At 44.4% G+C, this 22158-nt stretch carries 18 protein-coding genes; 6 read left to right on the plus strand and 12 right to left on the minus strand.

Features of this window, described 5'->3' with window-relative positions; all coding sequences use genetic code 11:
• Positions 1–72 precede the first annotated feature (72 nt).
• Entirely contained in the window at positions 73–1533 is a 1461-nt protein-coding gene (locus K5L93_RS03490) for an aminoacyl-histidine dipeptidase (protein ID WP_220718489.1), read from the plus strand.
• 64 nt (positions 1534–1597) lie between these two features.
• On the opposite strand, the gene dinB is transcribed toward K5L93_RS03490, so the two are convergent.
• Entirely contained in the window at positions 1598–2692 is a 1095-nt protein-coding gene (gene dinB / locus K5L93_RS03495) for a DNA polymerase IV (RefSeq protein ID WP_220718490.1), read from the minus strand.
• Between the two features lie 166 nt (positions 2693–2858).
• Here dinB and K5L93_RS03500 point away from each other — a divergent pair, with 166 nt between their 5' ends.
• The 3 genes from K5L93_RS03500 (at position 2859) to K5L93_RS03510 (ending at position 6351) form a co-directional block, all read left to right on the plus strand.
• Positions 2859–4733, plus strand: a complete 1875-nt coding sequence (locus K5L93_RS03500; RefSeq protein ID WP_220718491.1) for a hybrid-cluster NAD(P)-dependent oxidoreductase — start codon at positions 2859–2861, stop codon at positions 4731–4733.
• 38 nt (positions 4734–4771) lie between these two features.
• Positions 4772–5227, plus strand: a complete 456-nt coding sequence (gloA, locus tag K5L93_RS03505) for a lactoylglutathione lyase (RefSeq protein ID WP_016402238.1) — start codon at positions 4772–4774, stop codon at positions 5225–5227.
• Between the two features lie 158 nt (positions 5228–5385).
• Positions 5386–6351, plus strand: a complete 966-nt coding sequence (locus tag K5L93_RS03510) for a GGDEF domain-containing protein (protein ID WP_220718492.1) — start codon at positions 5386–5388, stop codon at positions 6349–6351.
• Positions 6352–6499: 148 nt separating this feature from the next.
• Here the strand turns inward: K5L93_RS03510 and msrQ are convergent, their stop codons facing one another.
• The 6 genes from msrQ to K5L93_RS03540 all read right to left on the minus strand — a co-directional run bounded on the left by msrQ (position 6500) and on the right by K5L93_RS03540 (position 12840).
• Positions 6500–7138, minus strand: coding sequence for a protein-methionine-sulfoxide reductase heme-binding subunit MsrQ (gene msrQ / locus K5L93_RS03515; RefSeq protein WP_220718493.1), 639 nt, complete (start codon positions 7136–7138; stop codon positions 6500–6502).
• Between the two features lie 10 nt (positions 7139–7148).
• Complete coding sequence (msrP, locus tag K5L93_RS03520) at positions 7149–8156, minus strand: protein-methionine-sulfoxide reductase catalytic subunit MsrP (RefSeq protein ID WP_220718494.1); 1008 nt, start codon at positions 8154–8156, stop codon at positions 7149–7151.
• 77 nt (positions 8157–8233) lie between these two features.
• A complete protein-coding gene (locus K5L93_RS03525) occupies positions 8234–9514 on the minus strand; it encodes a CinA family nicotinamide mononucleotide deamidase-related protein (RefSeq protein ID WP_220718495.1) in 1281 nt (426 codons plus the stop codon).
• Between the two features lie 12 nt (positions 9515–9526).
• A complete protein-coding gene (ltaE, locus tag K5L93_RS03530; RefSeq protein WP_220718496.1) occupies positions 9527–10540 on the minus strand; it encodes a low-specificity L-threonine aldolase in 1014 nt (337 codons plus the stop codon).
• Positions 10540–11373 carry an SDR family oxidoreductase gene (locus tag K5L93_RS03535; protein ID WP_220718497.1) on the minus strand — a complete coding sequence of 278 codons (834 nt, stop codon included), beginning with the start codon at positions 11371–11373 and terminating at the stop codon, positions 10540–10542. The genes ltaE and K5L93_RS03535 overlap by 1 nt, the downstream gene beginning before the upstream one ends.
• Before the next feature lie 447 nt (positions 11374–11820).
• On the minus strand, positions 11821–12840 hold the full coding sequence (locus K5L93_RS03540) for a LacI family DNA-binding transcriptional regulator (RefSeq protein ID WP_040307276.1): 1020 nt from the start codon (positions 12838–12840) through the stop codon (positions 11821–11823).
• A 196-nt stretch (positions 12841–13036) separates the two neighbouring features.
• On the opposite strand from K5L93_RS03540, the gene pdxH reads away from it, so the two are divergent.
• Complete coding sequence (gene pdxH / locus K5L93_RS03545) at positions 13037–13690, plus strand: pyridoxamine 5'-phosphate oxidase (RefSeq protein ID WP_220718498.1); 654 nt, start codon at positions 13037–13039, stop codon at positions 13688–13690.
• Here the strand turns inward: pdxH and K5L93_RS03550 are convergent.
• The 5 genes from K5L93_RS03550 to K5L93_RS03570 are packed head-to-tail and all read right to left on the minus strand — an operon-like array spanning position 13680 to position 21165.
• On the minus strand, positions 13680–15620 hold the full coding sequence (locus tag K5L93_RS03550; protein WP_220718499.1) for a transglycosylase SLT domain-containing protein: 1941 nt from the start codon (positions 15618–15620) through the stop codon (positions 13680–13682). The genes pdxH and K5L93_RS03550 overlap by 11 nt on opposite strands.
• 37 nt (positions 15621–15657) lie before the next feature.
• Positions 15658–17229 carry an ABC transporter ATP-binding protein gene (locus K5L93_RS03555; protein ID WP_220718500.1) on the minus strand — a complete coding sequence of 524 codons (1572 nt, stop codon included), beginning with the start codon at positions 17227–17229 and terminating at the stop codon, positions 15658–15660.
• Positions 17230–17239: 10 nt separating this feature from the next.
• Complete coding sequence (locus K5L93_RS03560; RefSeq protein WP_152781599.1) at positions 17240–18292, minus strand: ABC transporter permease; 1053 nt, start codon at positions 18290–18292, stop codon at positions 17240–17242.
• 1 nt (position 18293) lies between these two features.
• Positions 18294–19385 (minus strand): microcin C ABC transporter permease YejB, encoded by a 1092-nt coding sequence (locus K5L93_RS03565; protein WP_220718501.1) that lies wholly within the window; start codon positions 19383–19385, stop codon positions 18294–18296.
• A gap of 7 nt (positions 19386–19392) precedes the next feature.
• Positions 19393–21165: an extracellular solute-binding protein gene (locus K5L93_RS03570; protein WP_246614970.1), complete on the minus strand. Its 1773-nt coding sequence runs from the start codon at positions 21163–21165 to the stop codon at positions 19393–19395.
• 539 nt (positions 21166–21704) lie between these two features.
• Here K5L93_RS03570 and hpf point away from each other — a divergent pair.
• Positions 21705–22079: a ribosome hibernation-promoting factor, HPF/YfiA family gene (gene hpf / locus K5L93_RS03575; protein WP_220718502.1), complete on the plus strand. Its 375-nt coding sequence runs from the start codon at positions 21705–21707 to the stop codon at positions 22077–22079.
• The last annotated feature ends 79 nt before the right edge of the window (positions 22080–22158 follow it).

Here is a 22158-nt window from a genome sequence, read left to right on the forward strand (position 1 = left end):
CAGACTTATATTCAAAGTTTTGAGCTGCTAGAGTTCTATTAATTCTAGTAATACAGTTTAAAAGGTGGCTTTGTGTCTACACTATCTTCACTACATCCCCAGGGATTATGGCAACACTTCGAAACCATGTGTTCTATCCCTCACCCCTCTAAGCACGAACAAGCAATGATTGACTGGGTAATGGGTTTAGCTGCCGAACACCAACTTGAACATTTTCAAGATGAAGTGGGCAACGTAATTATTAAGAAACCGGCCACCGCAGGCATGGAAGATCGCCAAGGCGTAATACTACAAGCTCACCTAGACATGGTGCCGCAAGCCAATAATGATACCCAACACGACTTTACCAAAGATCCTATTCGCCCTTATATCGATGGCGAATGGGTTACCGCTGAAGGCACAACGCTGGGCGCAGATAACGGCATTGGCGGCTCATCTATATTGGCCATTTTAACCAGTAACGACATCCCTCACGGCCCTATTGAAGCCTTATTTACCATTGATGAAGAAGCTGGCATGACAGGCGCCTTTGGTCTGCAAGCCGGAGTGCTTGAAGGTAAACTGCTAATCAACACCGACTCAGAACAAGAAGGTGAAGTTTACATGGGCTGTGCTGGTGGCGGCGATACCAACGTGAGCTTTCCTATTGAGTACCAAGCAACTCAAAGTAATCAATTAGCCATTGAATTAAGCGTTAAAGGCCTAAAAGGCGGTCACTCGGGTTGCGACATTGATACTGGCCGCGCCAATGCCAACAAATTATTAGTGCGTTTACTGGCAGCCATGCAACAGCAAGGCATTGAGCCAATCATTTGCGAGATACAAGGCGGAAGCCTGCGCAATGCGATTCCTCGCGAAGCCTGCTGTAAATTGGTGTTTAACGCAGCCAAACACGCAGAGCTTGAGCAAGTTATCGAAGCTCAAACCCTTGAGATAGTTGACGAGTTTGGCCTAGTTGAAACGGCTTTAAGCATTACTAGCCAGCAGGTTGCTACTCCAGAGACAAGCTTGAACACCAGCTTATCTCAACAAATTATCGCCAGCTTAAATGCCTGCACCAATGGTGTGGTAAGCATGAGTCAAACCGTTACCGGTGTAGTAGAAACCTCACTTAACCTTGGCGTAATTAGCCAAACAGAATCAACCATTGATGCAAAAATATTAGTGCGTTCGCTCATCGATTCAAGCCGTTTACAAGTTGAAGCGAGCTTGGCGTCATTGTTCAGCTTAACCAACGCTGAAATTAGCCATACTGGCGCCTACCCTGGATGGAAACCAGAAGCTAACTCGGTAATGAAAAATGTGGTTCAGCAAAGCTACCAAGAGCTATTTGGCAAGTGCCCAAATGTAATGGTTATTCACGCCGGCCTAGAATGCGGTTTATTTAAAAGCGCTTACCCAGAGTGGGACATGGCTTCTTTTGGCCCTACCATTAAATTCCCACATAGCCCTGATGAGAAAGTAGAAATTGCCGCTGTAGAAAAATACTGGCAACTATTACTCAGTGTGCTGAAAAACATCCCAACTAAATAGTAAACCCTGTTTAAGAAGGCAAACTGGTTTCTGTGCCAGTTTGCTTATCATCCTCAGCATGAAGTTAAGTAGTTAACGATTCAAACGGCAAAACCAGTTGTGGCGACTGGTTTTGCTGCTCATAAGCCAAACCAATATGCAAACCAATTAGCCGCACCGCCTTTCCCTTCCCTCTAGCAAGCGCCTCTTCAAACAACTCCAATAATGCCGACTCATCAATATGCTGACACTGTTGCTCTTTAGTGGTTTGTTGAAAATCTGCAAATTTTACCTTCACCCCAAGCTTATTCATCTTGGCTTGTTTTAAGTGCTTTTCACTGCGACGCTTAAGCTCAGGCAGCAAGGCTAACAAGCGCTCTACCAAAATAGCTTGGTTATCTTCGTCTTTAGCAAAGGTGCGCTCTACCGCCACCGATTTTCGCTTACGGTCGTTACTTACAGCTCGCTCGTCTACCCCCTGACAACGCAGCCACAACATCTCGCCAAATTTACCAAATAGCTGCTTTAACTTGTCTTTATCTGCACGGCGAACATCACCGCCGGTATACAAACCTTGATGATGCAGTTTTTCAATGCTCACCTTGCCAACGCCTGAGATTTTTTCGAGCGCTAAGGTCTCGATAAACTCACTGACTTGCTGCGGTTTAATAACATATACACCATTGGGTTTATTTAAATCTGAAGCAATTTTGGCTAAAAACTTCACAGGCGCCACACCAGCAGATGCTGTTAGCCCTGTTTTAGCAAAGATATCTTGGCGGATTTGTTCCGCGATAAGTGTGGCCGAACCTCTGCAGGCCTCACTATTACTTACATCTAGGTAAGCTTCATCTAAAGACAGCGGCTCTATAGCATCGGCGTATTGATGAAAAATGCCTTGTACTTGTTTACTCACTGCTTGGTAAACCTGCATGCGTGGAGGCACTAATACCAAATGTGGGCAAAGTTGTAGTGCTTTATGGGTTGGCATGGCTGAGCGAACACCGTATTCACGCGCAAGGTAGTTACAAGTTGTCAACACCCCGCGACCGCTGCGCATACCGCCCACAGCCAGAGGAACGTTGGCTAGCTCTGGCTGGTCCCGCATTTCAACAGCTGCATAAAAACAGTCCATATCTACATGGATTATTTTACGTTGTATTGGCTGTAAATCGGCCACAGCTATCGCCTCAAAACTGTATATAAAAACAGTATAAATATTAGTGTTCAATTTGCCAAGTGAACTATTTAGCCAATAGCATGAGGAAACCACCCGTTAGCTATAGCTTGATGAAATCACCTTGAGTACTATTGCTAGATTAAATAGGCAAAAGGAAACTCAAGCAGTGAATGATGCTCGTGTTAGTCAATTAAGTGTTTATCCGATTAAATCAACCGCAGGTATTCATCTAAATCATGCCTTTGTTGAAGAACATGGCTTAGCCTTTGATCGGCGCTTTGTGGTTTGCCAACCGGATGGCAAACAAATTACCGCACGTACTCATCCCAAGCTGGCTCAAGTTCATGCTGCGCTTACCCAAACGGGTTTGCAGCTAAGAGCCAAAAACATGCCAAACCTAACGATACAATATGCCGAGTTCTCACATAACTACAAAGAAATCATGATTTGGAAAGATACAGTGCAAGCCCAGCATTGCAGTGAATCTTACGACCAATGGTTTAGTCGCTATTTGGGGGAAAAGTGCCATTTAGTATTTTTTGGTGAACACTCATCTCGTTTGGTAAAACAGCGTGACAGCCAAGTCGCCTTTGCCGATGGTTACCCACTGTTATTGATCTCAGAAGCATCACTTGAAGACTTGAACCTACGCTCTACCACCAAACACAGCATGGAACAATTTCGCCCCAACTTAGTGGTAAAAAATACTGAAGCCTTTGCCGAGGACGGCTGGAAGCGCTTTAAGATTGGTGAAGTAGAATTTGAAGTGCAAAACCCTTGCTCACGTTGTGTATTTACCACCCTTGATCAGCGCACCGGTGAGTTTGATGCCAATAAAGAACCACTTAGTACTCTAGCTAAGTATCGCCAAGGTGAAGACGGGAATCTTTATTTTGGGCAAAATGTCGTTGCGCTTAACAGCGGAAATATTAGCTTATGCGACCCAGTAGAAGTGCTTGAAACTCGCACACCAGAGCGTTACCCAGAAAACGTAAATAAACCAAGCCAAGCTTCCCCAGACAAACAACAGTGGCAACAAGCTGAGGCACTTGAATTACGTTGTTTAGCAGTAAAACAAGAAACTCACGATGTAAAAACCTTTATCTTTGAAGCCCCCGAGAAAGCCTTAAGCGAATATTTGCCAGGCCAATATATAGGCTTCGAGTTTGAAGTTGACGGAAAGCCACTGCGCCGCAACTACACGCTTTCTAGCTCCCCCACTCGCCCACAACGCTTAGCCATAACCGTTAAACGGGTGTTAAATGGCCAAGTGTCTAACTGGCTTCATGATACCCTCAAGCCAGGCATGAGCTTAAAAGCCCATGCCCCCGATGGTGATTTTCATGTTAAGCAAAGCAACAATGCCAAATTACTTTTACTCTCCGCCGGTAGCGGTATTACCCCTATGTTGTCTATGCTGCGCTATTTAAGTGATTTGAATATCGACCGCGACATTGTGTTTTTGCATAGTGCTCATAGTGAAAAGGATCTCATTGCCGAGCAAGAACTAGCGCTACTTAGCCAAAGCTTTAGTCACTGTAGTATCCGCTATACACTCACCCAACAAGCCCCTGAAAACTGGCAAGGCTATCAAGGCCGCCTAAACCGTGGCATGTTGATGGATGTAGCAGATTTAGAGCAACGCGCTGTTTATGTATGTGGCCCGCAAACCTTTATGCAAAGCGCTAAAGAACAACTGTTAGCTTTAGGTTTACATGAAGACGATTATTACGAAGAGAGCTTTGGTCATCACGCAACCACCAGCTCAGAGACTAAAGCACTAAATATTTTATTCGACAGTTGGGATACCTACCTTCAAGGCAACAATCAGCAAAACTTGTTAGAGCAAGCAGAGCAAGCAGGCCTAAACTTAGCTTACTCTTGTCGTGGCGGCTTTTGTGGCAGCTGCAAAGTTAAGCTGCAAAGTGGTGAAGTTGAAGTATTAGAAGATAGCGGATTAACCGACGATGAAAAACAACAAGGCTATATCTTGAGTTGTAGCTGTATTCCCAAAGGGGATCTCTGCATTACTCAGGATTAGCAAAAATCTAATCATTATTAAACTAACAGGAAGACAATATGAAGTTTCTTCACACCATGGTTCGAGTTAAAGATCTCGACGAATCCATGCGATTCTACTGCGATTTACTTGGCATGAGCGAAGTGCGTCGTTACGAAAGCGAACAGGGGCGTTTTTCTCTTATCTATTTGGCTGCCGATGAAGACATTGAGCGAGTAAAAGCCGAAAACGCGCCTTGCTTAGAATTAACTTACAACTGGCCAGATGAAAATGGTCAACAGGAAAGCTACACCGGCGGTCGTAACTTTGGTCACATTGCGGTGTCGGTAGAAGACATTTATGGCTTGTGTCAAAAACTGCAAGATGCCGGTGTAACCATTAACCGCCCACCAAGAGACGGCCACATGGCATTTATCGTTTCTCCAGATGGGATCTCCGTAGAGCTGTTGCAACAAGGTGAATCTCTACCTCCACAAGAGCCTTGGGCATCTATGCCAAGCACAGGTTCTTGGTAAGAATTAAGGTCTTAAATAACAACTTGTAAACTTGGCGATACGGAATAAAAAACTGTATCGCCCTTTAGATTTGACCAGAGAGTCAAATAATCATAGGAAAGCGAGAGTAAAATTTGATAAGCTGCTTACAATTGTAAACACATTGTGAAGCCGCATTTATGGATGAAAGCGACAAGATAATCGCCGAGTTGCGTGAGCAAAATCGGCATCTACAATCCCAACTCGATGACACTAAAAACCTTCTTAATATTGCCCTAAACGACAGCGGACTTGTGCTTTGGGAGCAGGATATCCCTAGCGGTAGGCTTAGCCTTTACAATTGTGAATACGGCAAAATTTGTGGCATTTCTCCATCTGAGCAGGAAGCACTCTACGAAAACTGGAAATCTAACCTTCACCCCGAAGACAAAGAACTAGCTATTGATGCTTTTGAATCGATGATTCGTGGGCATAGCGATGAATACAATATTGAATACCGCATGGTGCACCAAGATGGCAGTACTCGTTGGATTAAAGACCGCGGCACCATTCAAGAGTATGATCGCGATAACAAACCACTTCGAGTGATAGGCACGCATATCGATGTCACGCAACTGCGTGTGGATCAACACCGCTTATCCAAGCTGGCCCACCATGACACCCTGACGGGTTTACTTAACCGCCATGCATTTGAAACGGAATTCAACCGATTTTGCCAAACCATAGATGCCAATGGCGGCACCTTGATGTTTATCGATTTAGATCAATTTAAACCAATTAACGACCAATATGGTCATACTGCGGGCGATCACATTCTAAAAGCTTGTGCTAAACGTATCCATGATTGCTGCCCTAAACGAGGCAAAGCGGGGCGCATTGGCGGTGATGAGTTTGCCCTGCTACTACCCTTTAGTGATCGAAAGGAACTGGAGCAACTAGCTGAAACATTGATTAATAACTTCAATCAACCACACAACTTTAACCATATCGAAGTTGCGGTAAGCCTTAGCATTGGCATGTGCAGTTTTCACCGCCACAACGAAGAATTTAACCAAATTCTCCATCGCGCAGACCAAGCTATGTACCAAGTTAAACATAATGGCAAAAACAACTACGCGCTGTGGAAGGCCCCTACCCCAAAGTAGCTATTTATACCAATCGTACTAAGTAACTGTTCATTCTATCTGGTCAAAATATTCGATAACTGCGTTAGAATTTTTGATTATAGAATAACTACTTATCAAAAAATCCTGCCTTACTCTTGAGCATTTTTCCTGCGTTATTTCTGATCACTTACTTAGTGTGATTGGTATTACTAAAACTACCCAACCAACGCTGAATTTGCATCTTTCGCAGTGAAAACAAGCCAGCAACCACGACTAAGTAAAGCACCGGTTCTAACCACCCAGACTTTAATGACCACCAAAAGTGAACCAGAACAAGTAGGGTTATAGGATAAACTAAGCCATGCAATTGCAACCAACGGCGCCCCAGTTTTTGTTGTAAGGCTTTAAGCGAAGTAATGCTCATTGCTAGCAATACCACAAAGGCAATCATACCTAACCAAATGTAAGGTCGTTGTAAATTCTCCTGCCAAAATAGCTGCCAATCTAAACCTAAATCAATCACCAAGTAAGCCGCTAAATGCAACAGTGCATAAACGAACACATAAAGGCCAATTAAACGCCGATAAGCTAATAAGCTAGGTAATTTAAACTTGCGTGACACAGGTGCTAAACACAGCGTAATGAGCAAAATGTTTAATGCACTGTTCGCTAGGTAATGGATAATAGCCTGAACCGGATCTCCTCCCCACCAGCCATTAACGACCGCTAATACACAATAAAACAACGGGCATAATAACAGCAGGTGCAACAAGCCTTTTAGTTGCCATCGATAGCTAGCAAGCGTTTTGTTTATAGCTTTACTCACCTAAGCACCATTAGAAGTAGCGGGTTAAATCCATGTTTTTGTATAAGTGGGCAACCTGCTCACCATAACCGTTAAACATTTCGGTATCGATACGCTTGCGTCCCAATAAACCCGCGTCATCAATTCTACGTTCAGACGCTTGGCTCCATCGAGGGTGGTCGACCTTGGGATTAACGTTGGCATAAAAGCCATATTCATAAGGTGAAAGAATATTCCAAGTGGTGGGCGGCTCTACATCAGTAAAGCGAATTCGCACTATCGACTTAATGCTCTTAAACCCATACTTCCATGGCACAACTAAGCGCAATGGCGCACCGTTTTGCGCAGGTAAGGTTTTGCCATACATGCCCACAGCCATAAAGCTTAAGGGGTTCATGGCTTCATCTAAACGCAAACCTTCTACGTAAGGGTAATTAATACCGCCCCCAACAAATCGGCTTTTCTGCCCTGGCATTTGTTCTGGATCGTACAGCGTTTCAAAAGCAACATAACGCGCCGATGACAAGGGTTTAACCTGTTTGAGCAAATCACTCAAAGAAAAGCCTACCCAAGGAATAACCATCGACCAAGCTTCTACACATCGTAATCGGTAAATACGTTGCTCTAAAGCCATTTTAGCCATTACGTCATCTAAATCTAAGGTCAGTGGTTTTTCCACTAAACCGTCGATGGTGAAAGACCAAGGATTAGGGTTAAACTGGCGGCTGTTTTTAACGGGGTCATCTTTTGCAGTGCCAAACTCATAAAAATTATTATGGCTAATGGCTTTTGCCTCTGGCGTTAAGGCATCGTTATGCAAAGGAGGGATATCAGTTTTATTGAGAGCGCGTCGCACTATTGCTGCTGGCTCTTCGTCGTCACCACCAAACCAAGATGCAGCCTGCCCCGTTACAGGAAGCAAACTGGCAGCTCCTGCAAGGCCAAAGCCTTTGATAATATTGCGGCGCTGCTTAAACAGCGCTTCAGGGGTAACAGCCGACTCAGGCTCTTCCCAATCACGTTTAAATTTCAACCACATAGCATCTCCTTTTTATAACAGACCACACTAGTGCCAAATAAATTTCGTGAAACTAAGCGCTGTTAAACTAATTACAGCTATAGGATTCTATCGGCGCTACAAATACGTTTTAAGTGCTGATAATCACCGAGTACCGGCGAGCCGGTTAAGTAACGACGCAACATATCCATAGCAACGGCGGTAGACATAATACGTACTACCGAGCGACTTCGATTACTAAGTAATAACTGCTGGCTAATACATTTATCGCCTTCTGCTAGGGTAAAACAAACGGTACCTACCGGTTTATCCTCACTACCGCCACTTGGCCCTGCGATGCCAGTGACCGATAAAGCAATATCTGCCTCGCTATGTTTAAGCGCGCCTAGAGCCATTGCTTGACTGGTTTCAATTGATACTGCACCGTATTGCTCAATAGTTGCTGCTGGAACCCCTATGCTTTGCTGCTTTGCCTGGTTACTGTAAGTAACAAAGCCGCGATCTAAGTAGGCAGAACTTCCCGCAACCGCAATCAGTTCTGCAGCTAACATCCCGCCGGTACAAGATTCAGCTAAGGCCAGCTTTTTGCCCTGCGCTATCATCAACTGTTGCAGATGTAAGGCCCAATTGCCTTGGTCTTCGGTAAATACATGATCGGCTAACTCATTGCGAACAACCTGGCTTAGCTGCTCATATTGAGGTGCCTCTCGCGGATAAAACAGCTTAACTTCAATACTTGGACGCGCCGAGCGATACCCTAGGTGAACACCTTCTGGCAGCGCTAAATCGTTAAAGCGATCACTAAGAGATGACTCAGACAAACCAAAGGTATAAAAGCGCTTAACCTTGGCTTGCGCATTGGGTGCTGCGGCGATTAGCTGTGGAAACCACTGTTCTTTGAGCATTCGCTTAAACTCGCTAGGCACGCCCGGGGTAAAGATAAGTTTTGCCCCAGCATGTTCCACTATAAAGCCACATGCAGTGCCTATAGGGTTATCTACTAACACTGCGCCCTTAGGTAACATAGCTTGCTTGATATTACTCTCAGGCATTTTAGTGTTTTGTGCCACATACCAAGCTTCAAGCTGTTTTAGCCAATCTTGGTTAAGCTCTAGCTCACAAGCGGTTAACCGCGCTGCGGCTTCAGCACTCAAGTCATCGCTGGTTGGGCCTAAGCCACCATTAACTAATACCCAATCACTGCGCTCAGCCGCTTGCTGCAGCGCATCAACAATATCATCCATATTATCTGCCACCGTTTGGCGACGGCTAAAGCTTAAACCCAGCTCATTTAACTCTTGGCCACACCATGCAGCATTGGTATCGGCGATATCACCTTGTAATACTTCGTCACCAGTACTCAGCATTTCAATTTTCATAGCATCGAGCCCTTATTGTCCTGCGTAAAACTGTTTAATTGCGGCTATCAGAGTATCTATATCTTGTTTGTTCACATTTAAATGGGTAACAAATCGCATTGGCGCACCAGCGGTCATCAAAATCCCTTGCTCAGCTAATGCAGCGGCCAATGCGCTAGACTGCTGCTTTAAACACGTGGCATATACAATATTAGTTTGCACAAGGTTTGGCTCACAACTTAACTCCTCAATAGTTGCAAGTTGCTCAGCTAGGTAAAGCGCGTTGGCATGATCATCGGCTAAACGCTGTACATTGTTTTCCAAAACATATTGGCCAGCAGCTGCAATAATACCTGCTTGACGCATCCCGCCACCCAACATTTTTCTTATTCGAGTAGCACGTGCAATAAACTCTTCGCTACCCAGCAATAAAGAGCCAATGGGTGCACCAAGTCCTTTGGATAAACAAATTGTAAAGCTGTCGAAAGGGTCAACAAGTTTTCGTTCATCTTCGCCGCTTTTAACTATCGCATTAAAAATGCGTGCGCCATCCAAATGCAAAGCCAAGTTATTTTGCTCAACAAAAGGACGTAGCGTAGCTAAATAGTCCATTGGCAATACTTTTCCACCAATGGTGTTTTCTAGCGATAACAAGCGACTTTTCGCAAAGTGGAAATCATCAGATTTAATAGCGGCTTTTACTTTATTTAAATTAAGGCTGCCATCGGCTTCATTTTCAATAGGCTGAGGCTGAACACTGCCAAGTACCGCTGCACCGCCACCTTCGTATTTATAGTTGTGAGCATTTTGCCCACAAATATACTCATCTCCACGTTGGCAATGGGCCATTATGGCCAGTAAATTGGCCTGAGTACCAGAACTACAAAATAACGCAGCCTGCTTACCCATGCGCTCTGCAGCGTAGCTTTGCAGGCGATTTACCGTTGGATCATCTCCATAAACATCGTCACCTACCGGAGCAGTACTCATTAACTGGCGCATCGCTTGGCTAGGCTGGGTTACAGTATCACTTCTAAAATCGCTCATTATTCTGCCTCTTCGATGTTGTCCTGCAACCATGCCATAGGGTCAGGATAGGTAAATTGAAAATTTAGGCTGGCTTTAAGTTTGTTATTGGCAATAACCTTGTTACTTGCTGTTCCATCAACAAAGTTGGGAGCCGCTAAGCCTAACTGCTCTGCTGCTAGTTGGTAGAAAGCTTGCTTAGTGGGATGAAGATCTGCACTGGCATTAAAGGATTCTCCCCAACAATCGCGCTTAATGATTTGGCTGATGATCTTAATACAATCGCTGCGATGGATAATATTAATCGGGCTACTAGGGCCACTCACCGTTTTACCCGAGAGAAAACGCCCTGGTTTACGTTGCCCGCCCACCAAACCTGAAAAACGCAGTATCGAAGCATCAAAATCAACATCATTGATTAGCTCATCTTCTATCTGCTTTAAAGCTTTACCGGAGGTAGTCTCTGGCAGCCGTGGGCTGGATTCATCCACCACGCCCTGCATCGGCCCGTATACAGAAGTAGACGAAACAAACAGCACCTTTTTCAGCCCTTGTCGTTTGGCTGCAGCGAGCAAATGACTTATTTGTGCAATATGAAATTCAGCAGTGTTGGTTTTGCGGCCCGGAGGAATATTGATGATCAGCAAGTCGCTGTTCAGTAAAGCTTCAATATTGTTTGAATCAAGCTGCGGGTTTAGCTCTAGGCGGTAAGCTTCTATGCCTGCGGCACTGAGTTCTGCCAGCTCATCACTGCGTCGCTTAGAGCCAAGCACATGATAGCCTTGCTCAAGTAATGACTTTGCCAACGGCATCCCTAACCAACCACAACCTACAATACTAATTCGCTTAATCACTGCGTTTCCTTCTGTGCCTTAGGTTTGCATAGTATACCTATCTAGCTATGTGGCTGATCACTATTAAGAATAAAAATATAACCTTAGCCTAATAGCGTTAAAGATCGGTGAGTTCAGCATTAATTGTTTACATCTTCGAATAGAGGGAGCATTCATTAGCGGCTTTTATAGAGCTGTTAAAAATCAGCTTCGCCAAAACGCAGACAAAAAAAACGACCTAATAAATTAGGTCGTAACAGCAAGTTTTTAGAATTGTTGATACCTAGAAAAGGCTAAGTAATTCAAACAACTCTATACAGCGGGAAAGTTTCAATTAAGTCATCTCAAACTCAATCTTCAAATGCGGCTAACAGTTGCACTCGATATGAAAACGATACCAGAAAACCTTTTCAAAACAAGTCATAAAAAAGGCTGCAAGCAGCCTTATTGATTGTTTTTTGAATTAGATCACGATTTATCGCTAGCGGAGTCGCGAACGATCAATTCTGGATGGAATTTTAGATCCATAACATTTGGTCCCATTTCGTCATCTTTCGACTCCAAAATATCAATCGCTAACTGAGCAGCACGTTTGCCCATGTCTTCAATTGGGTAGCGAACCGTGGTTAGTTTAGGGTGAACAAAGCGCGCGTAGTGGTTGTCGTCGTAACCCACTACAGAGATTTGCCCTGGAATATCATAACCCTTGTCACGCAGTGCTGATAAGGCACCTGCCACCATCGAGTCGTTGTAACCCACAATTGCGCTAAACTCTACGCCGCGCTCTAGCAATTTATCAACGGCCTGGCTCCCCCCTACTTCATCGGGATAAGCTCGTGCAATTAGCTGCTCGTTAAGTGGGCCAGAGCTTTCTTCCATTGCTTGACGATAGCCGGATAAACGCTCAACGCCATCAGCAAATGACAAGTCATCGGTGGTGATAAACGCAATATCTTTATGGCCTTTTTCTAACAAGAAGGACGTCGCTTTATAACAACCTTCATGGTTGTCTAAATACACACAACGGTTTTCAAAACCAGGTACTAAACGGTTAATGAAAATAAATGGCGTATCACAATCGGCCACTTCACGTAGCTCTTCATCACTTAAGGCCATCGAGTGAACAATTACCGCATCACATTGGCGCTGCAATAAAATATCGATGGCATGGCGTTCTTTTTCTGCACTATGGTGACCAGACATCACAATGGTATATTTATCTGACTCATCAACAACTTCTTCAATACCCTTCATCATTTGCACGAAGAATGGGCCGCCACCTAAATCACCAACAATCAAGCCAATGCAATCTGAGCGCTTGCTAACTAAAGCTTGGGCAAAGCTGTTAGGGCGATAATGCAGTTCTTCCATCGCTCTGAGTACAGCCTCTCGCTTCTCCGGGGCAACCTGGGCAGTATTGTTAATAACACGGGATACTGTCGAAATAGATACATTCGCCAACTGAGAAACGTCTTTAATTGTGGCCAAATTACTTACCCTCTTTTCGTCTGCTAAGCAGAATTAAACCTGAAATTCGAACAAGGCAAAACTATATCAAGCCAAAGCAAAACTTGATAGTGAAACCGTGCTACAGAGTGTAAACTATGATCTTTAGTCAGTTACGCTATTTTCACCCTTTTATGCAAATTTTGTTTGTTGCATCAATTAATTAAGCAAATCAATTATGTCACTCTTAAGTAAAATACGTTGTGCACTAACCTTAGGCCAAGGGGTGCTACTTTCCCCACCAGAACCTAAAGGAAATGAAGATCCTTTCGAGCTATTTGGTGATTGGTTTAAACAAGCAGAAACATCGGGCATTGTACTGCCCGAATCAATGACTATTTCTTCAGTTGGGCCCGATGGTCGCCCCTCCGCAAGAGTGGTGTTGCTCAAAGACTTTAACAAACAAGGTTTTGTTTTTTATACTAATTATGGCAGTAGAAAAGGCCAAGAGTTAGAGAAGCACCCATACGCCTGCCTTACTTTTCATTGGAACATCTTACAGCGTCAAGTACGAATAGAAGGCCGCGTAGAACGCGTTAGCCCTGAAGAGTCAGAAGCTTACTTTCATAGTCGTGGTCGAGGTAGTCAAATTGGTGCCTGGGCGAGTCATCAAAGCCAAGTTATTGCAAATCGCGAAATGCTTGAACAACAAGTCGAACAATTCAAAAAGCAGTTTGCCGATAAACAGGTGCCATTGCCGGAGTTTTGGGGCGGTTATCGAGTCATCCCCGACACGATCGAGTTCTGGCAAGGAAAAGCAGATCGACTCCATGATCGCTTTCGCTACACCAGTGATGCCAAGGGTTGGAAGATAGACCGACTTAGCCCTTAGTGTTTCCGTATTGATAGTCAAGTTCATTAGGTGTTAAAAACGGTGTAAGTTGCTGCTTACGCCGATACTGGTATACCACTTGGTAGGCCAATACACTTTGCACGTAATGACGGGTTTCTTTAAATGGAATAGATTCGACCCATACATCGGCAGGCACATTACCACGCTCTTTCAACCAGCGATTAACTCGGTGTGGGCCTGCGTTGTAAGCTGCTGCGGCAAGAATTCGATTGCCTTGATAACGATTAAGTAAACCATCGAAGTAGGCACTGCCTAAGCGTATATTATCTTCGGGTTCGAACAATTGGCTTCGTGAACGATAACGGAAACCTATTTTTCTCGCGGTTTCTTTAGCTGTAGCTGGCATGAGTTGCATTAACCCACGCGCGCCTACCGAGCTTTGTGCCAAGGGATACATGGCACTTTCTTGACGAGCCACGGCATATAGCAAGCTTGCCTCAACCTGTCGTTTATTAGCAAAATACTCAAACTCTTTAGCGAAACTCAGAGGAAAACGCATTTCCAGCTGATCCCATTGCTTTGCAACAATGGAGGCTTGAACCGCGAGGTCTTGCCAATCGTTATTAAGTGCTAATACACCTAGATCTAGTTGGCGTAACAAGCTTGAGCGACGTAACAAGGTATCCCACTCGGTTCGGGCAGAATAATACTCACCCAAAGCAAGTAGTTCAGTAACTTTAAGCACCACAGGGTGTTGATTGAGCTGTTTTAAAGTATCTTCACTAGTTATATGGCGTTGCTCACCTAGTTGATAGGGTTTCTGTAGAAATTGCGCAGATAAAAAGCCGTGATAGCTTCGTTCTTTAGCCAGCAGCTCTAGGGTAGGTTGGGCACGTTCTTTCTGCCCCAAAGCCACCAATGAACGAGCTTGCCAGTAGGTCCAGCGCTCTTGCTTTTGCTTTGCTTCAGGAAGGCGGGCAATCCACAAGCCTATTTGGTCCCATTGCTGCTCAGCTATGGCTAGGCGAATTCGACGCTCAATTGTTGCAGTATCAGGATTAAGGCGTAACTGCCGATCTGCCCATTTCAATAGCTCAGGGCTTTTGTCACTAATTACTTTGCGGATAAGATAACGTTCAACATTAAGATACAAGGCGTCTGATTTAGCCAGTACTTTCGACCAGCGCTCAATATGCTCTACTGCCGACTCCAAGTCTGAGCGAGCTAAACGCTTGATTGCTAACAAGGCTATTTCTTGGTGGCGGCTAGATTGATTTAATTTTAACTTACCAGAGCTTAGCACCGCCATTGGCTTAACATAAGCATCAGCTAATAGCTTGGCATCGGCTTTTTTGGAATCAGATAAAGATTTAGCCACATACTTCATTAAACTAGGCTTGCTGGCTTGAAAACTCAACAGCATTCGTTGCCAACGTAGTTGATCGCTAATCTTTCCAGCTTTCTGCCAGCTGTCAAATAAAGGGTCGCAGGCTTTCGGGCGAGAACGGCCATGTACCCATAATTTCTTTGCGCCTTGCCAAGCTTGACTAGCGTCTCCCACTTTAAGTTGAGCGAAATAATAGTGGCACTGCAAATCAATACTATTAGGTAGCTTTGGATAAAACTCCAAGTAGCTTTGCCACTGCTTACGCCTCGCTAATTCCAACAAAAAACGGCGCTGCAGAGCATTACTTAAGTAAGACTGAGGATTTTCTGAAATAAACTGCTCAATCTGGGTACGTGAGACCTTAGGCAACTGACCACGCAACTGATAGTACTGCAAATGGTCAACCAAGGGGTAAGCGCCAAGCTTTTCAATAGACTTTTCTGCCTGTGCCCACTTATCGGCACGTTGCAGTTTTCTTATATCTTTATAAGACTGCTGTTGGGGACTTAACTCTGCAGCATGAGCCATGCCCAAGCTGCCACACACCAAACAAACCAGTACTCGCCAAAACCGCTTGAGCATTACTAGTGGCGCCCTATCAAAAAGAAACTACTGATATTTAGATTAACGCAGCATTGATTAATCGGCGAGTATAATCTTGCTTTGCATTAGAAAAAATTTGCTCGGTTTCTCCCTGCTCAACCAACTGGCCGTGTTGCATCACCATCACCCGATGACACAAGGCGCGGATAACAGCTAAATCGTGGCTAATGAACAGGTAGCTAAGGTTATATTTTACTTGAAGTTTTTTAAGCAACTCCAATAACTGCTTTTGTACCGTACTGTCTAAAGCTGAAGTAGGCTCGTCTAAAATAAGCACTTCAGGTTTCAATACCAATGCTCGCGCCAATGAGATCCGCTGACGTTGCCCGCCTGAGAATTCGTGTGGATAACGATGCATAGTTTCTGGCTCGAGACCAACATCCTGTAAGGCTTCAGAAACGCGTTGCTTAAGCTGCTGCTCGTTAAGCGAAAAGTGTAAACTTAAGCCTTCGCCAATAATCTGTAGCACCGACATACGAGGACTTAAACTGGAGAAGGGATCTTGAAACACAATTTGCATAAAACGACGCAGCGGTCGCATCTGTTTTACCCCATAGTCATGAATAAACTCACGCTTAAACGCAATTTCACCTTCACTATCAATTAGCCTTAGTACCGCTTGGGCCAAGGTACTCTTACCTGAGCCACTTTCACCTACAATACCCAGTGTTTCTCCGCGTTTTAGATGAAAATCGATACTGTTAACTGCTTTTATATGATCAACCGTACGCTGCAAAAAGCCACGCTTAATCGGAAACCATACTTTTAGCTTACTGGCTTCAAGTAACAGCTCTTGTTTAGCTGCTGGAAGCTGCTCACGCACGGGTTCAGAATCTAACAATACCTTTGTATACGCATGTTGCGGAGCGGCAAATAGTTGCTGGCAAGCGTTTAACTCTACCAATTCACCAGCCTTCATTACTGCGACTCGATCGGCATAGTTACGCACAACATTTAAATCGTGAGTAATAAGCAAAATTGCCATGCCTAGTTTTTGCTGTAGCTCTTTAAGCAGCTCCAAAATCTGCAATTGAATTGTGACATCCAAGGCTGTGGTCGGCTCGTCAGCAATGAGTAGCTTTGGCTCAGTGGCTAAGGCCATAGCAATCATCACCCGTTGCCTTTGCCCACCAGAAAGCTCATGAGGAAAGCTGTTTAAACGTTTTTCTGGCTCAACAATGCCCACCAAGTTTAACAACTCTAACACCCGCTCGCGCGCCTGTTGTTTATGCATGCCTCGGTGTACACACAATACTTCGCTTATTTGTTTTTCAACACTATGAAGAGGATTAAGCGAGGTAAGAGGCTCTTGAAATATCATTGCGATTTGGTCGCCACGTAAGGCCTGCAGCAGTTTTTTTGGTTGATTTAGCACCGACTTCTGCTGCAGTAAAATCTCGCCCTTAACCTCGGCTTTATCGCCCAGCAAAGACAATACCGACAGCGCAGTCACCGATTTCCCGGAACCACTCTCCCCCACCAAGGCCAAGATCTCACCAGCATAGACATCAAAACTAACTTGCTTTACTACCGGCTCTGGCAAACCAAAACAAACAGATAGCTGTTTTACTTCTAATAACTTGTTCATTGTTAGCTACCTACACTCGTTTTCTAGGGTCGAAAGCATCACGGGCTGCTTCACCAATAAATACCAACAACACTAAAATAATCGACATAGAAAAGAATGCAGTTATCCCTAACCAAGGCGCTTGCAGATTGTTCTTTCCTTGCGCCACCATTTCACCTAACGAAGGCGAGCCTGGCGGCAAACCAAAGCCTAGGTAATCTAAACCCGTTAAAGCAGTAAGCCCGCCAATAAAAATAAACGGCATAAAGGTTAACGTAGCAATCATCGCATTAGGCAAGATATGTCGTGCCATTATCGCTCGGTCGCCGACACCTAAGGCACGGGCCGCTTTTACATACTCTAAATTACGGCCTCGTAAAAACTCTGCACGTACTACATCAACCAAACTCATCCAGCTAAATAGCAGCAATATGCCTAATAACCACCAAAAGTTTGGCTGCACTAAGCTAGAAAGAATGATTAGCAAGAACATTTGCGGCATGCCTGACCAAATCTCAATGAAGCGCTGGCCAAACAGATCGACACGTCCGCCAAAGTAGCCTTGCATAGCACCTACCGCTACACCAATTACCGAGCTGCTAATCGCCAGAACTAAGGCAAACAATACCGACAAACGAAAGCCATACAATAAGCGCGAGAAAACATCTCGGCCTTGGTCATCGGTACCTAACCAGTTAACACCAGTAGGTGGAGAAGGCGATGGCACATTAAGGTTGTAATTTATGGTTCCGTAAGAAAAACGCACCGGTGGCCACAACATCCACCCACCTTGTTCTGTAATCAACTCTTGAATGTAAGGGTCCGAATAATCAGCCGCTAAATCGAAGTCTCCTCCAAAATCTAGCTCGGTGTATTCACTCACTACCGGCATCATCCATTGCTGTTGGTAGCGAATTAACACGGGTTTATCATTAGCAATAAATTCAGCAAATAAGCTAGTGAAAAACAGCAAAATAAATAGCCAAAAACTCCAGTAACCACGACGGTTAGCTTTAAACTGCAACCAACGACGCTGATTGAGCGGGCTTGCTTTAGCACGTTTCCATTGAGCTACAACTCCCATGCTAATGCCTCCCCTCAAAGTTAATCCGAGGGTCAATCATGGTATAGGTAATATCACTTATCAGCTTAAGCACTAAACCAATTAAGGTAGACATATACAAGGTACCAAACACCACAGGGTAATCACGATTAACCACCGCCTCAAAGCCCAGCAAACCCAAGCCATCGAGAGAGAAAATAACTTCGATCATGAATGAACCGGTTAAGAAAATACTGATTAAAGTTGCAGGTAAACTCGAGATAACCAGTAACATCGCATTACGAAAAACATGGCCGTAAAGTACCCGATTTTCGGTTAAGCCCTTAGCGCGCGCAGTAAGCACATATTGCTTGTTAATCTCATCTAGGAAGGAGTTTTTGGTCAGCATAGTTAGGGTGGCAAAACTGCTAATTACCATTGCCGTTACCGGTAAGGCGAGGTGCCAAAAGTAATCACCCACTTTGCCTAGCAAGCTTAGTTCGTCCCAGTTGCTGGACGTTAACCCACGCAACGGGAACCAATCCCAATAACTGCCACCAGCAAAAAGCACAATCAGCATAATCGCGAATAAGAAATTGGGAATGGCAAAACCAATGGTAACCGCCGTTGAACTCCATATATCAAAGCGGCTGCCGTGTTGCACCGCTTTGCGGATGCCTAATGGAATGGAGATCCCGTAGACTAGTAGAGTGGTCCATAAGCCCAAGGAAATAGACACCGGCATCTTTTCTAGAATTAAATCAACGACAGAGCTGTCACGATAAAAACTGTCGCCAAAGTCGAAACGAAGGTAGTTGCCTAGCATCTCAAAATAGCGCTCGTGTAAGGGTTTATCAAAACCATACAGTTGCTCTAGCTCTTCAACCAGCTCTGGTGGTAAACCTTGTGCTCCGCGATACTGGCTAGAACTCCCGCCATTATTAGATTGAATAATCTCGGTATCTACACCGGAATCAACGCGGCGAGTAGCTGAGGTATCAATGCCTTGTATCTTAGCAATGGCTTGCTCAACCGGCCCACCCGGTGCAGATTGAATAATAATGAAATTAAGAGTCATGATCCCCAGCAATGTGGGGATCATCAATAATAAACGTCGAAGAATGTAGCTAGTCATTGGGTAACTATTCAACCCACCAGCTATCTAAACCCAGCGCATATTTAGGGTTACGCTCAGGTCGTTTAAGTTTATCCCAATAGGCCACTCGCCAAGCATTTAAGTGCCATTGCGGCACTACGTAATAAGACCACAACAATACTCGGTCTAAGGCACGGGTTGCATCTATAAGTGCTTGTCGGTCCTCGGCAGCAATTACCGCTTCAATCAACGAGTCGATAACCGGGCTATTTACACCAATGATATTACGCGAACCAACTTGCTCAGCCGCTTTACTTCCCCAAAAGTCACGCTGTTCATTACCCGGAGATGACGACTGACCAAAGCTGCCAACCACCATATCAAAATCAAAGTTCTGCACCCGATTCACATATTGAGATACATCAACTACGCGAACTTCGGTGCTAATGCCAATTTTTTGTAAGTTGCGCGTGTAAGGTAATACGATGCGCTCAAAACTCTTTTGGTATAGCAAAAACTCAATGTGCATTTGCTTGCCGTTAGCATCCAGCAGTTTGCCTTTGTTTAAACTCCAACCCGCCTCTTTTAGCAGCGCTAAAGCTTGACGCATTTGTGGCCTAATATTACCGTCGCCACGGGTTTTATCTAAAGTAAATTCTTTAGTGAATAACTCTTGCGGCAGCTGCTTTTTAAAAGGCTCCAACAATGCCAACTCACCCCCCTCTGGTAAGCCCGTTGATGCTAACTCTGAAGCAGCAAAATAGCTGTTCGTGCGTTTGTATGCCCCGTAAAAAAGTTGCTCGTTAGTCCATTCAAAATCAAACAACAAACCAATCGCTTTACGCACTTCGGTTTGCTTGAACAAATCGCGACGGGTATTAAATACAAAGCCCTGCATGCCTTGTGGATTTTCGTTACTTAAGGTGTCGGTATGTACTTTGCCGCTATCAAACATTGGGCCGGTATATGCGGTTGCCCAGTCCTTAGCACTGGTTTCGATGCGGTAATCAATACGGCCCGATTTAAACGCTTCTAGCGCTACTGACGAATCTCGGTAGTACTCATATTTAATCTCAGCAAAATTATGTCGCCCTCGATTAATCGGTAAATCCTTAGCCCAATAATCCTCTACCAGTTGGTAACTCACCGAGCGGCCAGTATCAAACTCGCCCAGTTTATAAGGACCAGAGCCAAGCGGAATGGTTAAATCGGCTTTAGAAAAGTCATGTTTTTGCCAAAAGTGCTTAGGCAATATCGGCAGTTGCCCCAAGATAAGTGGTAACTCGCGATTGGTGCCATCAGCAAAGGTAAAACGCACACTAGATGCAGACTCGGCTTTTACCTCTTTAACACTGCCGTAATAAGCACGATAAAAAGGTGCACCTTTTTCGATCAATAAGTTAAAGGTAAAAACAACATCTTCTGCAGTGACTGGTTTGCCATCGTGAAAACGCGCTTCAGGACGAAGGTTAAAGCGAACCCAAGAACGATCCGCTGGTAAATCGATACTCTCGGCCAGCAAACCGTATTGAGCGAATGCTTCATCATCGTTGCTGGTTAACAAGGTGTCGTATATCTGGCCAACACCTGCGGCAGAATTGCCTTTAACGATGAAGGGGTTAAAAGTATCAAAGGTGCCTTGTGCTTCATGGGTCACACTGCCCTGCTTGGGCGCATTAACATTCACATAAGGAAGATGGCTAAAATCTGCGGCTAAGGCAGGTTCACCGTGCATCACTAGGGCGTGGGAGCGAACAAAATCTTCGGCATGAGCTACGTTTAAAACCAAAAGTGCAAAAGCCGATAACAGCCATTTCATGATACGCGGTTCCTTATTGAGTGAGTCGAATCATCAACTTAACTAATATCTAGTTCTAGTTATAACCGACTCGAAAGCAAAAGATAAAGGGCTATTAGCCAAATTTTCTCTGAAAACGCTGAATATATTACTCCAAGGCCTCAGCAGTTATTGCTTTGATGGATAAATAGCCTTGATAGAAAGTACAGCCCTTTGGTTTTAGCGGATATGACGATGAAAATACGCAGGGGAATTCAAAACGGAGGTCTTGGAATAACAATTAGCTGCAGTCACCACCAACGGAGCAAGACATCCTTTCATAGTTAAACAGTCAACCATCAAATTGCGAACAACAAGCATTTGTTATTCATTCCAATGTGCCCAAGTTCGCCATAACATTCAAGCGATTTTGAGTAATTTATAACACTTTTCGCTAAGCAATCACATTCACAAGCTCAGCCAATTTAACCCTTAAGAAATAGTGATCTAGATCTGGTTTTTTATTTATGAAAGTCGTATTCTGGAGTTGAAATAATTACTAGAGAGTCTTTGGGAGGCTTATGATTATTGATATTACCAGCAAAACAATTTCTATTACCCCAACCATTCGTGAGCACATTGCCGCGCGCTTTGAGAAGCTAGAAAAAAACCAAATTCCGCTCATATCACCAAAAGTGATTATCACCACCGACAATAAAAAGGTAAAAGTAGAAGCGAAGATCAATCTGCCAAACGGACAATTGTTTGCCAGCGATGAACATCAAGACCTGAGCGTTGCCATTAACAATTTAGGGCAAAAACTTGAACGCCAGTTACACCGCTTCCAAGATAAGCCTAATGCGCACCGCGCTAGCCGCTCTGGAAAAGATTTTTTACGCTCGCCGAGTGAAGTAGACGATGGCGAGCCTAATCCCGAGGATGAACAAGCCGCATAAAGGCTAAATAAAGAGTAATACCAAGCAACTAATCGCTTGGTATTACTTGACTTTCCCCTGATTGCTTTTTAGTCTGGCG

Source organism: Agarivorans litoreus, assembly GCF_019649015.1.
Lineage (GTDB): Bacteria > Pseudomonadota > Gammaproteobacteria > Enterobacterales > Celerinatantimonadaceae > Agarivorans > Agarivorans litoreus.